The organism is Shewanella sp. SM71 (genome assembly GCF_025653905.1).
Taxonomy (GTDB): domain Bacteria; phylum Pseudomonadota; class Gammaproteobacteria; order Enterobacterales; family Shewanellaceae; genus Shewanella; species Shewanella oncorhynchi.
In genome coordinates this window covers 1-14,513 of the sequence record NZ_JAKKRW010000026.1, presented here as the reverse complement: position 1 = coordinate 14,513, position 14,513 = coordinate 1, and the positions used below count along the sequence as shown (strand labels likewise).

Annotated in this window: 16 protein-coding genes; 6 read left to right on the top strand and 10 right to left on the bottom strand. The window is 42.6% G+C overall.

Features of this window, described 5'->3' with window-relative positions; all coding sequences use genetic code 11:
• From traC to L5L97_RS20140, 9 genes are all read right to left on the bottom strand, one after another.
• Positions 1-2,589 carry a type IV secretion system protein TraC gene (gene traC, locus L5L97_RS20180; protein WP_263183706.1) on the bottom strand — a complete coding sequence of 863 codons (2,589 nt, stop codon included), beginning with the start codon at positions 2,587-2,589 and terminating at the stop codon, positions 1-3.
• Positions 2,590-2,592: 3 nt separating this feature from the next.
• On the bottom strand, positions 2,593-3,048 hold the full coding sequence (gene traV, locus L5L97_RS20175; protein WP_263183705.1) for a type IV conjugative transfer system lipoprotein TraV: 456 nt from the start codon (positions 3,046-3,048) through the stop codon (positions 2,593-2,595).
• Between the two features lie 20 nt (positions 3,049-3,068).
• Positions 3,069-4,592 carry a TrbI/VirB10 family protein gene (locus L5L97_RS20170; protein ID WP_263183704.1) on the bottom strand — a complete coding sequence of 508 codons (1,524 nt, stop codon included), beginning with the start codon at positions 4,590-4,592 and terminating at the stop codon, positions 3,069-3,071.
• Entirely contained in the window at positions 4,589-5,404 is an 816-nt protein-coding gene (gene traK / locus L5L97_RS20165) for a type-F conjugative transfer system secretin TraK (RefSeq protein WP_263183702.1), read from the bottom strand. The genes L5L97_RS20170 and traK overlap by 4 nt, the downstream gene beginning before the upstream one ends.
• Positions 5,404-5,970 (bottom strand): type IV conjugative transfer system protein TraE, encoded by a 567-nt coding sequence (gene traE / locus L5L97_RS20160; RefSeq protein WP_263183701.1) that lies wholly within the window; start codon positions 5,968-5,970, stop codon positions 5,404-5,406. Before traE ends, traK begins: the two co-directional genes overlap by 1 nt.
• 41 nt (positions 5,971-6,011) lie before the next feature.
• Positions 6,012-6,314, bottom strand: coding sequence for a type IV conjugative transfer system protein TraL (traL, locus tag L5L97_RS20155; RefSeq protein WP_263183700.1), 303 nt, complete (start codon positions 6,312-6,314; stop codon positions 6,012-6,014).
• Positions 6,315-6,317: 3 nt separating this feature from the next.
• The gene (locus tag L5L97_RS20150; RefSeq protein WP_131525431.1) at positions 6,318-6,689 is read right to left on the bottom strand and encodes a hypothetical protein; all 372 of its coding nucleotides are present in this window, start codon (positions 6,687-6,689) and stop codon (positions 6,318-6,320) included.
• A 59-nt stretch (positions 6,690-6,748) separates the two neighbouring features.
• Positions 6,749-6,949, bottom strand: a complete 201-nt coding sequence (locus L5L97_RS20145) for a TraY domain-containing protein (RefSeq protein WP_263183698.1) — start codon at positions 6,947-6,949, stop codon at positions 6,749-6,751.
• Between the two features lie 101 nt (positions 6,950-7,050).
• A complete protein-coding gene (locus tag L5L97_RS20140) occupies positions 7,051-7,308 on the bottom strand; it encodes a hypothetical protein (RefSeq protein ID WP_012197905.1) in 258 nt (85 codons plus the stop codon).
• A 118-nt stretch (positions 7,309-7,426) separates the two neighbouring features.
• Between L5L97_RS20140 and L5L97_RS20135 the strand changes: the two genes are divergently transcribed.
• Both L5L97_RS20135 and L5L97_RS20130 read left to right on the top strand, forming a co-directional pair.
• Entirely contained in the window at positions 7,427-7,609 is a 183-nt protein-coding gene (locus tag L5L97_RS20135) for a ribbon-helix-helix domain-containing protein (protein WP_263183696.1), read from the top strand.
• 446 nt (positions 7,610-8,055) lie between these two features.
• Positions 8,056-8,787: a hypothetical protein gene (locus L5L97_RS20130; RefSeq protein WP_012197907.1), complete on the top strand. Its 732-nt coding sequence runs from the start codon at positions 8,056-8,058 to the stop codon at positions 8,785-8,787.
• 659 nt (positions 8,788-9,446) lie between these two features.
• On the opposite strand, the gene L5L97_RS20125 is transcribed toward L5L97_RS20130, so the two are convergent.
• Positions 9,447-9,677 (bottom strand): hypothetical protein, encoded by a 231-nt coding sequence (locus L5L97_RS20125; RefSeq protein ID WP_190273090.1) that lies wholly within the window; start codon positions 9,675-9,677, stop codon positions 9,447-9,449.
• Positions 9,678-9,842: 165 nt separating this feature from the next.
• Here L5L97_RS20125 and L5L97_RS20120 point away from each other — a divergent pair, with 165 nt between their 5' ends.
• From L5L97_RS20120 to L5L97_RS20105, 4 genes are all read left to right on the top strand, one after another.
• A complete protein-coding gene (locus tag L5L97_RS20120) occupies positions 9,843-11,042 on the top strand; it encodes a ParA family protein (protein ID WP_263183689.1) in 1,200 nt (399 codons plus the stop codon).
• Positions 11,042-12,139 carry a ParB family protein gene (locus L5L97_RS20115; protein ID WP_263183687.1) on the top strand — a complete coding sequence of 366 codons (1,098 nt, stop codon included), beginning with the start codon at positions 11,042-11,044 and terminating at the stop codon, positions 12,137-12,139. Before L5L97_RS20120 ends, L5L97_RS20115 begins: the two co-directional genes overlap by 1 nt.
• A 557-nt stretch (positions 12,140-12,696) precedes the next feature.
• On the top strand, positions 12,697-13,293 hold the full coding sequence (locus tag L5L97_RS20110) for a hypothetical protein (protein WP_263143517.1): 597 nt from the start codon (positions 12,697-12,699) through the stop codon (positions 13,291-13,293).
• Positions 13,293-14,420, top strand: coding sequence for a hypothetical protein (locus L5L97_RS20105; protein WP_263143514.1), 1,128 nt, complete (start codon positions 13,293-13,295; stop codon positions 14,418-14,420). Before L5L97_RS20110 ends, L5L97_RS20105 begins: the two co-directional genes overlap by 1 nt.
• Positions 14,421-14,513: the final 93 nt, after the last annotated feature.

Below are 14,513 nucleotides of genomic sequence, written 5' to 3'. Positions count from 1 at the left end.
TTATGCGGCCTCTTTGTGGGTTGCTGCGGCGGACAAAATGGCATCAAAGCGGGCCATATCATCGGGATAGAAATGTTGGGCTGTCAGTTCAATGGCATCGAGTAACGGCATGCCGCCTTTAATCAAGTTTTCGCAATATTCAAACTCTTTGGGTTCAGTTGAGAGCATGGCGCGCGACCATGGATCGGCAAAAATCCGGTGAAAGGACACTAGCCCGCCCGCTTTGAGCATGACGCAGGAATGACCCGCATCATTGGCGCGGGGGAATGACTTGATCATGTGTTGCTCGAAGGGCGAGAAGTGGTCAGGATGCTTGTTCAAGAAATCCCCAAAGCCATCACCTTGGCGCAAGGTGATATGAATATCTGAACTGTTCAGTGCCGCTTCGGCCTCGGCGTTGGCAAAGAAGTCGTTCATGCCTTGCGTTACTGTGGCAAAGCTGCCGCCGAACTTACGCACTGTGCGATAACCTTCGTTGATGAAATCCTTACTTTGCGCATTCGCGCCGCTCATGAGTGACCACGCTTCTTCAATCACACAGATTTTCGGAATAGAACGTTGGCCCGATAAGTACATTTGTTGGCTAATCGTCACCATCAACGCGAAAATCACTGGACGTTGTAGCTCGCCTTTAAATCCATCGAGTTCAAGCGTGGTGATATCGATATTGGGATCGAGCATCGAGGGCTTATTGAAAATCGCGCCATGAATACCGCTTGAACAGAACTTGTTTAATTGCGCGGCGATATCACTGATACGGGTATCGTCATTTTTTTGCGCGGCAATGTCATAGAGTGCCTTTTGCACATCGTCAATCAGCGTGTCGTTACCGCATTTTTGCCATGCCAGCAAAATAGCATCGCCGAGTAATGCCGTCTGAAATCCGGTGAGCTTTTCATCAGGTGATGCCATGGTGGCGATAAGCGCGGTGATGTTTCCCAACACTTCGGTGATGGGATCAATGGTTTGACCTTCCTCATCGAGGATAGGGCCAAAGGTGCCCGCATCCCGCACGCTTAATACTTTGCCTAAGTGGGTAAACGGGTTAAGGAAAATCTGTGAACTATCGAGATAGACGCCGCCTAATGTTTGAGTGAGTTTTTTGTAACTCTGACCCTTGTCTAAAATCCATGCCTTGCCCCCTTTGGCAAAAATGGATTTCACCAAGGCTTGCATGAAGAATGACTTCCCTGCCCCTGAGCCGCCCGTAATCGCCATGTTGTAGTTATCACTGCCGCAGTTAAACGGATCGAAATAGCTAATTTGATGGCGCATGGTTGGCAAGAGTAACCCTGCTGATAAGCGTTTGTAGTCTGCAACAATCGGTAAAAAGTTGACCAAATTTGAGGTTTTCATCATGAAACACAGACCCGCTTTTTGGCTGTCTTTCATAAAGCCTTCGCTCATTGAAAACGGAAGTGTGGACAGGGTGCACATGCCTTGCAGTTTATTGTTTCGGATTAAATCAATGCCTGCGGTGCGAAATGTCGCAATCGCCTTTGAGGTGTCGTGGCGGTGCTTCTCTTCGGTCGTATACAGGGTGACATTCAATGTCATGGTGGTGATTTTAAAGGCGTGTGAGCTGAGTCCTTTTTGTATCTCCTTGCGTTCAGCCAGTTCATCCGCGGCGCTGGGGATCAACAGTCGCATTGGTGAACCGACCGTTTTCGTCAAAGAGCTAATTTTGCTGTCATTACGCGTTGTTTGCTCGCCGGTTTTATTAATATAAAAAGACACGCTGACACGGTAAGGGCATTGAACACTGTTCATGGTGTAACTGAGTGAGGCAATGCAGTTTGGAAACGCATATAGCCGAAAGTCGTTCGGCAGCCCCTTAAGGCCAAGATTGATTAAGGTGGTATCGACACTGTTATCAGATTTCATCGGTGTGTGACGGATATTGACCGAATCACGATTAATGATGAACTCACTGTCAGGGCTGAGAATTTGGGTGTTTAATGGTTGATATTCGTTATATTTAGCGGGCGAAACGCGATCTTGTTGATGCGAGAAATTTAAATGCTCGCGGCAATGTTCAATCAGATCGTCAGCGCCTAAGCGGCGAATGTGCATGCCTGTTTGCGCGAGTTCTGACTCAACGCCAAGACGCATATCCAGCAGTGCGGGCATGTCTTCGGTGGTTGAAACAAAGAAAAACCCTTTGGTGTTCTTTAAATCGTAGTGGTAAGCACTGCTGAGCTTGGTGCCAAAGCCTTTGGTGGCGCTGTGCTTGGCATAGATAGCTTCATTTGAGGCAAATTTATCGCAAATGGCATTGCGGCCACTGAGCAGCGCTTGATTTTGCTCAATGAGTTCACCGACTTGATTGTTACCCACCGTGACGAATTGATAATGCCATTTGTCGCCTTCTGGCAGTGTGCCCACTAAGGCGTTCATGGTTTTGATCAAGTCGTCATTTGCCCCGCCAAACAGCGAAATGGCAAAGCCAAAGCCAAGCGAATTAGCATTTTCAAAGACTTGTTCAGCATCATCATAAATGCGATAGGGCAATTCATGATGCAGATGGTTGTGCTGATGTTTGCTGCTGGCATAGAGTGCGCCGAGATCGTTTTTAATACGTTGTTTCATGGCTTAATCCTGCTTGATGTATTTAGCAGGGCGACCCGTCCAACGGCTCTTATCGACCACGATGTACACATCACTGGTATCAACGTAATCACCTTGCTCATTGAGGTAGGGGAATATTGTTACTTTTTGGACTGACTCAGAGGTGCGCAGCGGTACACCGTGGCGGTCGCGGCGTGGCAAAGGGATGAAATCTTGTTGTTGGCTCGCAAGCTTGGGGAGTGTTGTTGCGCTTTGGCCGCTTAAGGCCGTCACCGCAGGGCTTTGTGCTTGTGGCTGATTGAACACGCCACTGTCAGTGAGTTGCCTCACTTCCATCATGTTAGTACAGCCATTGATGCCGCCGACTTTATCGCAGGAATAGTCACTATCTAGCCCTGCTGCACAGCCACTTAATAGCCATGAAGCCAGTGCCATCATAACGGTGTTACGTAATGCGTTTTTGCTCATGATTGTGTTCAAAATGTCACTCCTTAACTGAATTAGTTCGCACGGCCAAAGGCTGAGTTAACAGGGGGGCGCTGGCCTTGTTGGTTATATTGCTGCTGTGGTGTCGGCGTGTTTGTGCCTTGGGCCTGCGGCTTAATATTCCCTGGCATCTGTTCTAACAGTGGGTTGCTGATGGTGTTGAGGATTTGCGCTGTGGCACTGACAGGATTTTGGGCTTGCTGCGCGAGCGCTTCTTCGTATTCTTGAATGCCAACCGGATCGAGCGGGAAGCCTTTCAAGAAAACGATGTTGACGGTATTGCCCGGATTGAGCTCAATAATCGGGTGGTATTGCTCAGCTAATTTGATGTAGTAATCAGCAAGCTTGCTACCCACGCTTGAACTGGCACTGCCGGCTAAGTTGAGCAGTGCATCACTGCCATTGACGCTTGAAGTTGACCCTAGCGCTGAGTTCGATGTGGTTTGGCTCAGTGCTTTACCTGTCTCACCAATGCCCGTCAAAATGCCGCTAATGCCCGCCATTTGAACGATTTTGCCGTTCTTCATAATGGCAGTACCGCGAATGCCATTGCGGCCATAGTTAAATACGGTCGCCTCGACGGGAATGTCGATGATTTCATCTTCAAAAATACAGCTGAGGCGAGTGGTGCGCACAATGCCGCGACTCGATGAGATTTCGCCGTAAGCTGCGCCCAATACCGTGCAGTTATTGAGTTTCGAGGGCTTGCCGTTAGGCAGTACACCTTGGTTAATGGTTTGGAATACCATTGGTACGGTATCGCCTTGGCCATTCACACCCGCATTGGCATCTGCGCCGCCAGTAACGACAGCTGTCACAAATGAACCTGCAGGAACATAGTTCTCAGGGGTGCGTTTTTTGGGCAGGTTTTGGTCTGGCGTTTCCCAATTTAGTGCAAAGGAATCGATGCCATTTTGGGTTGCAGGTGGCGGGATAGCGCCGCCTTGATAGGGGGCAGAATAGCTTTGTCCGTCACCTACGCTTGGGCGTGGCGGCAGCGTTTGTTCACCCAAGTAGCGTGTGGATTGCCTAACCGGATAGGCTGATGCATCGATGCCGTCCGTCGCAAAATCATCGGTGACATTGCTATGCTGTATTGCATTTGCGGTAGCGGCATTAATCTTATCATCAATTCTTTCAGTGATGGTCAGTTGGAACGTCTCTAAATTACGTTTTAAATCAAGTCGATTAGCTTCATTATTGCGCTCAATGGCTTCCATGCTTTTCAGCATTTTATCAATCGCTTTCTGCTGCTTATCTAAGGCAATTTGTTGTGCGGTGAGTGCAGACTGATTGTCTTTCTCGGTGAAATCTTTATCAATCACGGCACCAAAATCGATAGGATTACCCGCTGCTGTTTCAGGAGCACGTTTAGGGGCAGACATATAGGCGTCGCCAGCTAAATAGAGGGCACCGAGTACCGTGGCCCCCACCCCTGCAATCACCCAATTGCGTTTTTTATTGGCTTCATTTAAGGCACTGCCTTGCTCAAAGTCGGCCTCGGGATCATTCTTGAAGTAGTCCAGGAGTTGCTTCATTGCATGCTCTCCCCACCAGACACAATGAATAAGTGGCCTGTCTGTTGTGGCGCTAAATCATATGTAGATAATGCCGCTGCGCGCGTCGTTGGGGAGTAGAACTGCGCCGTGGTGAGGGTGACTGGGAGTGCTGCGTGATTGGTTACGCGATAAATGATGCCGTTGAAATGCTTGCCGGTGAACACAACGGTGGGCTCTGTTGTCAGTCCTTTCGGTTTGGGCATTTGCTCATTTAAGCGGATAAACATCGCGTCATCGATAGATGTTTCCGTGCCTCTAGGCTCACTGTTTACTGTGGTACGTTCAAGGCCACCATTGACGACATGCACACGATAACCGTCAATCGGTTTGCCTGTGTTCAGGTAGCGGATCATTTGCGCGGTGAACTCGGTCATCATGGTTGGATAAGGGGTTTTCTTATCGAAAACGGAGGGCTGTTCTTCGCGATAATGTTCTGCTGTGAAGATGGAGGTCACGGCAGGAATGGCTTTAGGGCTGATGAATAAGCCGAAATGTCTGCCCTTTTCAGTTGATACATAGGCGGTGAATGGCATGGCCAGATTGAGGTTAACGCGCGCTGCACCGGATTTATCCGATTTAGTGCCCGTGACAACACAAAACCCTTCGGGGCAATCAATCGAGGTGATTTTGTCACCTTCAACGACTAAGCGGTTGATATCAACACTCGACAGCTCAATAGGAACCGTTTCGCTGTCATTGAATCCGTAGTGTTTTGGGGGCGTATTTGCCGCTAACACGCTCATAGGAAAAAGCGCGCAGGCTGCGAAAACAAGTGGGTTAGCAATCTTCATTATTTAACGTCCTTTTGCACTTTCTTAATGGCTTTGAGCGACAGTTGGCCATGGTCATAATTCATGGCAATGATGTAGCTGATGGTTTCGGGTTCTAGCGCGCGTTTGCCCACATATTTGTTTAACGTGCCCGTTATTTTGACGAGACGATCATCAAGGGCAATTTGGGTTTCATTGATGGTGAAGTGACTGCTGATGTTTTGTTTTTTAATCATGGCTGCATCTTCAACCAGTAAAGGTTGCATTTGATGCCAATCAGCTTCATCGATATAGGTTGCGAGCTGCTTGTACTGATGGTCTACCGAAGCGGGTGTGACATTGAGTTTTAGAAAGGCAAAGTATTCGGCCATTTGCTGTAAATACGGTTCATCTATAGACGTGTCTGATACGGTAAAGGCAGCGCTGATGGTCGGTGGCACAACGGTGCGGCTTTTATTGAAGTAAGCCTTCCATACAATACTTGCTAGGACTGTGTTACTGATCATGGCAACGGTAAAGCCGATTAACAGAAGCGTGTTGAGGGATTTTGCAATGCGGATAAAGTCGATCTTGTTCTTTTGTAACATGGGAGCATCCTTAGGGGGATTGGCCCCCTAATTCACATCATTTAACGTAACCAATAGCGGCGACATGCCGCAGGCGTTCGTTTTAAAAATGAAGCGCTAAATTCTGCTGGGGCGTACCAATAAGCGGTGAGGCGTAATACGCTCATGCCGTATTGCGATTTCATTCTGCGCATCCCTAAAAACCATGATGAGGCTAGTACCATGCCAATGAGCGCGTGATTCATCATGAACAACACACCAAAAAACACTAGGGCAGGGGCCAGTTCATCCATCGCGAACCCTAATAGCGTAGGGGTGTTGTTGAGGTGTTTAGGGATGCTAAAAAACTGAGTGGGGTTATCCACGGTCTATAGACCTACAACCTTTAAGGCCACGTTGACGAAGATCATACCAACGACAAAAGCCCCAATAGCTGCGCCCCAGTTTTTGGTTAAAAAGCCAGTAATCGCAGCGGCACATAAACCCACGACGAGAATGGCGAACTGTGCAGTTGAGCCGGTGCCAACTGTGTCAACAATTTCTGATTTAGCCGGTGCAAACGGGTCTGCAGCATGTACATCCCAAGACAACAGCAAGGTAGCGACGACACAAATGATGAATAGGAAGGTGCAGCGCATTATAAATATGGTGCTATCACTGGGTATATGTTTTGCGAGTCTTAGAATTTCTTCGTTTACTTCACTTTGTTGTGCGCTAGGTTGTTGGGTTTTGGTGGTCATATAACACTTCCTTTGTATATATTTAGGTGAGATTTATGTAATTAAATATAATTACTTGTTTAATCATTGTTGGTTAATTGGTTAATTGGTTTGGGTGGAGCATCGACAAAAGTTAATAAACTATGTTCAATTCGAAGCTGTATTTCAGCTCGTTTACTACGTGCTGAGCGTTCACATGAATTAACTAATTTATGGTGATAATCACCTTCAAGAACGACTGTTATTCTTGAGTGGTTTTTGTTAATTTTCCCATCGGACATGTAATCCTCATTTATATCTAGTTGTGCGACTATCGCGGCGAAGATAATAAATGAAAACAGATCTCGTTATTAGTTAGGAAATTCCTAACTTGAAATATGATTTAAATTGAGTTACGTAATACTTGTATTAATAGTTTATTCAAAAATATTGTTCTAATTTCATTAGATGATGTGCATCCAAATTCAGCTCTAAGATCTGCAAGGTGCCGTTCAATTGCAGTGCGTGAGCAGTCAGCTTTGGCTTGTAATTGAGATGGCGTCATCCCTAGTGAAAAATCCTTCATTACTTCCAGCTGCCGTTGCGTAAGAGTTGGGAACAACTCGCGGAAAATAGTGATCTCGCTTTTATTTAGAGGCATAATTTTTTACTTCTTTATTGAAAAATCGATATGTTCTATCATGAATAAAATTACAAGATTACTGTATTACAGAAACTTACTGTATTACAGTAGGGTGGTCAATACAAAATGAATTATTATGAAAAAAAATTATAACCCTCCTACTTCGTCTAAAACTGAGCTTGTGACATTTAGGTGCCCAAAGAAACTTAAAGAATTGATGGACCAAGCAGTAAAAGATGGTAAATATCAAACAATTACGGCTTTAACTGTTGAGGCTGTTAAGGAGAAATTGCAATTCGACCCCGATTCAGATGCATAGTTGATCTGTTTTGCATTGGCCTTGCAATTTTTTTGATGAGCTATTAAAATACGAAGTAGATTTTGAAGCAAAAGTGCATTACATAGCACGCTACTACATAGTTTTCTATGTAGTGTATTTTTCAAAATTAGAGTGTGTTGGGGGTGGTTCCCTGACGTGAAGCATTCGACAACAAAGCCGACTTACCACATGGGTCGGCTTTTTTGTGCCTAAAATTCAAGCCATTGAAAGATCGTTGATCTTTGCGATCGATCAGATTATAGTGATCAGCAATGTTTGAACTAACCATTCAAACAGCCCTAAAACATGTGGAATCAATATAATGCCTAATTATTTCAATGGCTGCGTACCTTTGCAGCACCAAAATTTGAGACACTTAAACCCCATATGCCAGCGTCAGTTGATCTTGAGATCATCTTTTCGTGCGTGCGTTGTGGTAGTGTCTCATGCAAAAATCTAACGCAGATAAAGCACGTCAGAAGCGTCAGAGACTACGAAACGAAAAACGCGCGGCTGCTCTTCATGTCAAAAATAATAAGCATGATGTGGGCTCGAATGCCTATAAAGCTAGTCTTGACGGTTTTAAACTTAAAGGTAGCCGTTTACCTCGATATTTTAATGTGGTGATCAACAATGCGCGCCGGCTGATTTATAGCCGAAAGTTAGACGTTGATAATGGTGGCGTATCACGAACAATGTCTGAACGTACTAAGAGAAAGCTATTTGAGATATCAGTTACGTTGATAACTACATGCGATCTTATGAGTGGGCAAGTGGGTAAAGCTAAAAACATAGGGTTCGATCCTACCAGCCATGATGCACTCATGCTTGCTCATGCTAAGCGCTGGGGTGAAGCGATACCAAGCTCAACTTGGTATCGTTTTATAGATATGCTTAAACTTGCTGGCGTCTACCTGGTTCAAGAAGTTAAAAAAGCCGATGAAGAAGGTACGATTCGTTCTCGCGCTGCTTATAAGTGGCTATCACCTCAATTTTTGCAATCGATCGGTGTTTATTCCGATGATATAAGAGCGCAAATTAAGTTTTCGTATCAGAAAGCTCTTGATAATGGTTTATCGTTTACGTGGCGTTGCTTCAAGCGGCAGCTGCCATTGAGGCAACGATTTACGGCAGATATGTTTTTCTCCTCTAACGTTAATCCCCCCAGTACGCATTAATCGCTGTTTTAAGCTTACCGTCATATGGCGGCGCCCTTCCCTACCCCAACGATAAATAACAGCTAATTTTGCTAGTTAAAGGCTTAAATTTCACTAAATTTTCATCTCTCTCTGATAGTGATTGACGTTATTTCGTATGTTTTTCTCATAGGTTCGTATCTCTTGTGGATAAGGTATGTATATCCTTATTAAATTGGGAGTAAGAAAAAGGAGTAAAATTCGGGAGTCCAAAAGCTTTTTTCTTTTAAGAGCTTACTTATTAGTAAAAGATAACTTATTAAAAGGAATCAAAAGCAGTGGATAAATCCACTAAACACATAATGCCTCGCCAATTCCTAGCTAACGCTAGGGGCGATATCTAAAAGCAGTGCTGTAAGTAAATTTTGTCTACGACCGTTAAAATTCAAACGCGCTGTATAGTCAGTCGCTAAAGAAAAAGCGTCTAGCAGAAGGAATTAGCAAGCTAAGTGCCAAAGTAGCGAAGAAACGGAGTAAAACTGAGATTTCCAAAAGCAAGAGGAGTTGATTCATATAAAATGGTTGAACCATTTTATTGTAAGATCACTTGAGTATGAGCGAAGAGTAAGAAAGTTTAAAATTGATAAAGATATTTAGACCTGGCATTAAAGAGCAGGAACTTAATCCCTGCTCTCTATGGTTTATTGTTGAAGTGTTAGTTGTTTAAATACTCGCTGTTGTAACCAATCAGGTTTCGTTACTAACCATTGAATCAACAATCCCGATGGGATCATTGGTAAGTCAATTAGACGCGCTTTTTCAATTTGGTTATACTGAAATTGTGACATAAGTTTAGTTACCTTTATTCTAGGTTGTGGCACAGGCCAGTGATGATCTTGACCATCATCATTGGCCGTATTTTTATCCATCATTTCTCATTTCAATACCCTCAACTTCCGTATTTCGTTGTTTGGCCACATTAACAGTCTGACCAAATTCAGGTACTTTTACCTTTAAAATAGTGATTCCATCGAATATGAGTATACACCTTAAATATTAAGGTATACACTTATATTTAATTATTTAAGGAGGATTTCATGGATAGCATGCAGACTACAGAGACTTTTCAAGTGCTTAAAATGGGGGCTGATGCCTATATTAAGCGACGTAACCAACGCTTATTGTCTAATCACCGGAAAGAGTTGCGAAAATTTACGCGGGCAGAAGCCTTTACCTATTTGGATATTGACGCAAAAACACTTGATAAATATGTATCTACAGCGGATTTTGATCCAAGGCGGCATGAAGATTCTCAATGGCTAATCAACATAGAAGAAATGTATCAGTTACGAGATTTGCTGCCAGAAAACTTGCGTAAAGCATCTAAATTTAAGCGCAGTGATAACCAGAAAACGCAGGTTATTGTTATACAAAATCAAAAAGGTGGTGTTGGTAAAACCGTTTCTGCTGCAACAATTGCTTCAGGCTTGGCTACTGAGTTTCATCAAGAGTATCGGGTAGGCCTTATCGATATGGATGGTCAAGCTACTTTGTCCATGTATTACGCACCAGAAGCGGATCTAGAAGGTTGTTTATCTGTAGGCGATCTCATGATGAATAATTTTGATCTAGATGAAGGTGAGACTCTTGAACAAGTCGTTTCAAACGCATTCTTACCTACAACTATACCTAATCTCCGTATTTTGCCGGCATCACAAAGTGATAGAGCTATTGAAGGTTGGTTTCATGAACAAGTATTTGGTCAAAAGTTAAAGTCTCCTTACTCTCTTTTGAACACGATCATCAATGCTGTTCAAGATGAATTTGATATCATCATTATCGATACCCCTCCCTCATTAGGGTATGCAACTTATAATGCATATTTTGCTGCTACCAGTGTAGTTTTCCCGTTGTCCATCACAGAAAACGACATTGATGCTACTTGTTCCTATTTTAGTTATATCCCTCAAGTGTGGGCTTTATTGGCTAATGCTAATCATCGTGGTTATGATTTTATGAAGATTTTAATTACAAATCATCGTGATAGCGCTACTACAACCGATCTAATGAATAGTTTATACGATCATTTTGCGCCTTATATGTACTCAAATGAATTTAAACATAGTGAAGCTATTCGTCAGTCATCTTCGTTGCTTTCTACCGTGTTTGATATGTCTAAGAGTGAATACCCTAAGAGTAAAGCGACGTTCCAAAGTGCACAGCAAAATTGTTATGAAGTAACCAGCCAAGTCCTAAGAGATATTGTGAACGTCTGGCGTGAACAGGAGCAAGCATAATGGCTAAAAAACGTGGGGTAATGAGCCCTCTAGGCAATGCTGTTGGTGCAGAAGAAGCACAAATAAATGCAGCCAAAGCTAATATTGAATCTTTAAAACGCCAAATTACAACTGAAATAGAAAAAGTAAGTGAAGACGTTACGTTATCTCTTCAAAATCTATTTGGTCTTGAATCTGTAGGTAAAAGTTTCTTATGGCAATTAGCTTCTGGTGCTACCGCTACATTTACCGAAGCAACGTTATCATATGAACAAGTTCGCGATAGTACCTATGTGACTTTTGATGTTAACGGGCGTGACCAGGCATTATTAAATGCAGATTCTCTACAAGATCTCGATTCATTAGCCTTCCAGCAATTTTACCCAGCCGTCGCTAGAGAAGTGAATGGTAAACTCGATGTGCTAGATGGTTCTCGACGCAGAGCTTGGTTTTTACTGCAAAATGGTGAAGTTGATATATTTCGCATATTGGTAACTAAAGATGATATTTCACTTTCAGATGCTAAAGCTCTAGCTAAACAACTCCAAACCGCAAAAGAACATAACCTACGTGAAATTGGCCAACAATGTTTATCTTTGGAAAAGGCGAATCCTAAGATTACACAGGCTGAAGTAGCAGCTCAACTTGGAATGAGTCAGGCTGGTGTTAGTAAAGCTTTAAAAGCCGCTAAGGTCGATGAACGTTTGGTGAAGCTTTTTCCTGTGGCTAATGATTTGTCACATACTGACTACGCTTTGCTGAATAAAGTTATGGAAGCATATGAATTTGAAGATGAATTACTATCATTCATCAATGATTTGACTAAAAAAGTTGTCATTATTCAGGCTGAATATTCAAGGGAAGAACGTAAATCAGCTATCACCAAAGCGATAAAAGCAGAACTTCAGATTGCTAAGGATATGAAAAATAAAGTACTGGATAGCGTTACTAATATTGCGACATTTGACAGCTCTGGCATTTATGCAAGAAAGCGTATCAAAGGGCGAAACTTCGCTTATGAATTTGGACGATTGTCTCTAGATGTTCAACAGCAGTTAGATGTTGCTATTGCAGATGTTTTGAAAAAAAATAAATTTAACACAACATCTGATTTTTAAAAAAATTTTGTTTTACGTCACTCTAATTTGATTATTTCTTCGATCATGGTATGTAATAAGTACACTTCTTACATACTAAAACGCCTTAGCTACATATTTAATATTGCCGATTTATAGCAGTAGATAACTCCGAATTATCTACTGTTATTGATTATTTTGCTGTATGAGACTCGAACCGAGGTGTACAAAAGTTGCGACTGAGTTATTTGCACTACTGCGCAGATACCGGTTTGGGCAATCCCCCCTACAGTGGGGCAAAGAGAGCCGCAGGATGACGGGTAATAAAATGGAGATAATTGATAGACTTACCGCTGCTGTTGCCATTTACCACAGCTTGTCACGCCGCCCTAGCAGGCCCAACATCTAGAGTGGCGCCATTATGGTCGGTTCTAACTCAGATGAACTTTGAGAGACAGATCAAACGGTATAAAAAACCGCTTCCGCAAAAAAGCAAAATTCTATAGCATCATTTATACCAATTGACATGGATGTGGTAGCCGCCAAGTCCAACAAGTGATCTAAGATGTTAGTGCCCCGATTAAATCACGGAGAAATTTATGCACGATTATGCTGTATTTGGACATGATAGATCTGCTATTGGAAGGTGGTTGGGGTTTCTATCTATTGCCCTCTCAGGTGGGATCTCTCAACTATTTGCTATTGCTAGTAATCTAAGTGGCATTGATGCATTTACAAAAGCAACAATTACCACTGGTTTAGTATATTTTTTGCTCCACTGGATATTCAATAAATGGGTATGGAAAATTTCATTTTTTGAAGTGCCAAACATAAATGGGACATGGGAGCTAAAGGGGCAAACGCTAAATGATGATGGGACTACTAAATACGACTGGGAAGGATCTATCGGAATTGAGCAAACTTGGAAGAACATTCAAATACACCTAAAAACAAAAAACAGTCAAAGCGTAAGTTATACGGCAACGCTTTCTAAGCGATTCGGTCCAACAGGTGGCTGGCTTCTCTCATATAGTTATAAAAATGAGCCAGAAATAGAGCAGAGCCACGAATTAAATTCTCATAAAGGTTACTGCGAAGTTGAATTTAATAAAGAACTTACAGTTGGCAAAGCCTCCTATTTCAATAGTGCAGGAAGAAAGACATTTGGTGTAATGAATTTAAAAAGGGTTAAATAATGATTGATTTTGAAAAGCGATTGAAATCGCTAAAAGAGCGCAGACAAGGAACTCGTGAACGAGCTATTTATGAGTCTATGGAATCTTTGTCTGCCAACAATGCAATACAGCGTGGAGTCGATGTCAGGAAATCAGAATCATTTGAAAGCCTGAATGAAGTCGCTGGTGTCAAATACACAATAGGCGCAATGGCCGCTGTTGAACCTGCATCTACTAAGGTATCTATTAGCGAGGGTAATCGAGTTGCTGACAGTCTTATGAACAGCTTGCAGAATAGTGGTGAAACAGTCACAAAACGGCTTCAAGGCTCAGTGGCTTTAGATATTCATATTAAAGGGCATTCCGATGTTGATATGCTGATTATTGTTACTAATCCTGTAAATATTGAACTTCCGAAGGTTAATCCAAATAGATACTCTCCAGCAACAGATCCTAGAAATTTAATTGATATTGTTAAAGATGTGAGGTCAAAATCAGAACGTATTCTGCCCGTTAATTTTCCCAAAGCAGAAGTGGATATTTCTGGGAATAAGTCAATTGCTTTAGAAGGTGGAAGCTTGAAACGGAAGGTTGATATTGTTCCTGCCATTTGGTTTGATACAACAAAATATCAGCGTTCAGACCAAGAAAGCGACCGAGGTATTAAAATATATCATAAGTCAAATCATGAATTTCATCTTAATTATCCGTTTACCCACATAAAAATGATAAATGATAAAGATTCATTGTACGCTGGAAATTTGAAATCCGTAATCAGACTATTAAAGAACATGATTGCTGATATGCCTGACTACAAAAAGAGAACTGTGAAAAGTTTGAGTAGCTATGATTTGGCCGCAATCGCATTTCATATGAATGCAGATTTAAATGTACCTAGCTACATGAAGTTGGCGCTTGTGGAGAAAACTCGAGCGCATTTAGCTTTTCTTAATTCTGTAAAAGCTTATCGTGATACTCTCAATGTTCCTGATGGTAGCCGAAAAATATTTAATGAAGAAAATAAGACTGAAGCATTAGAAATTCTTACAAATGAAGTTTCAGACTTAGCTAAAGCAATTTATGAGGAACTCCGTCCTTTTAGTACGGGTTATGATGCAAATGTCATCCTCAATAAGTCAGTCTTTTAGCCCTAACAAACGCATGTTGATACTGGTTTTCCGCTGCGCTCCAAATCAGCCGCAAATGCGGGCGTTGTCAAAAATGAGCGAGTGAATCACTCT

Coding starts and splice junctions, on each gene's coding strand:
- L5L97_RS20130 (WP_012197907.1), top strand. CDS start 8,056: ATGCAAAAATCTAACGCAGATAAAGCACGTCAGAAGCGTCAGAGACTA.
- L5L97_RS20105 (WP_263143514.1), top strand. CDS start 13,293: ATGATTGATTTTGAAAAGCGATTGAAATCGCTAAAAGAGCGCAGACAA.
- L5L97_RS20170 (WP_263183704.1), bottom strand. CDS start 4,592: ATGAAGCAACTCCTGGACTACTTCAAGAATGATCCCGAGGCCGACTTT.
- L5L97_RS20125 (WP_190273090.1), bottom strand. CDS start 9,677: ATGATGGATAAAAATACGGCCAATGATGATGGTCAAGATCATCACTGG.
- L5L97_RS20140 (WP_012197905.1), bottom strand. CDS start 7,308: ATGCCTCTAAATAAAAGCGAGATCACTATTTTCCGCGAGTTGTTCCCA.
- L5L97_RS20110 (WP_263143517.1), top strand. CDS start 12,697: ATGCACGATTATGCTGTATTTGGACATGATAGATCTGCTATTGGAAGG.
- L5L97_RS20145 (WP_263183698.1), bottom strand. CDS start 6,949: ATGTCCGATGGGAAAATTAACAAAAACCACTCAAGAATAACAGTCGTT.
- L5L97_RS20120 (WP_263183689.1), top strand. CDS start 9,843: ATGGATAGCATGCAGACTACAGAGACTTTTCAAGTGCTTAAAATGGGG.
- L5L97_RS20150 (WP_131525431.1), bottom strand. CDS start 6,689: ATGACCACCAAAACCCAACAACCTAGCGCACAACAAAGTGAAGTAAAC.
- traC (WP_263183706.1), bottom strand. CDS start 2,589: ATGAAACAACGTATTAAAAACGATCTCGGCGCACTCTATGCCAGCAGC.
- traK (WP_263183702.1), bottom strand. CDS start 5,404: ATGAAGATTGCTAACCCACTTGTTTTCGCAGCCTGCGCGCTTTTTCCT.
- L5L97_RS20115 (WP_263183687.1), top strand. CDS start 11,042: ATGGCTAAAAAACGTGGGGTAATGAGCCCTCTAGGCAATGCTGTTGGT.
- traE (WP_263183701.1), bottom strand. CDS start 5,970: ATGTTACAAAAGAACAAGATCGACTTTATCCGCATTGCAAAATCCCTC.
- L5L97_RS20135 (WP_263183696.1), top strand. CDS start 7,427: ATGAAAAAAAATTATAACCCTCCTACTTCGTCTAAAACTGAGCTTGTG.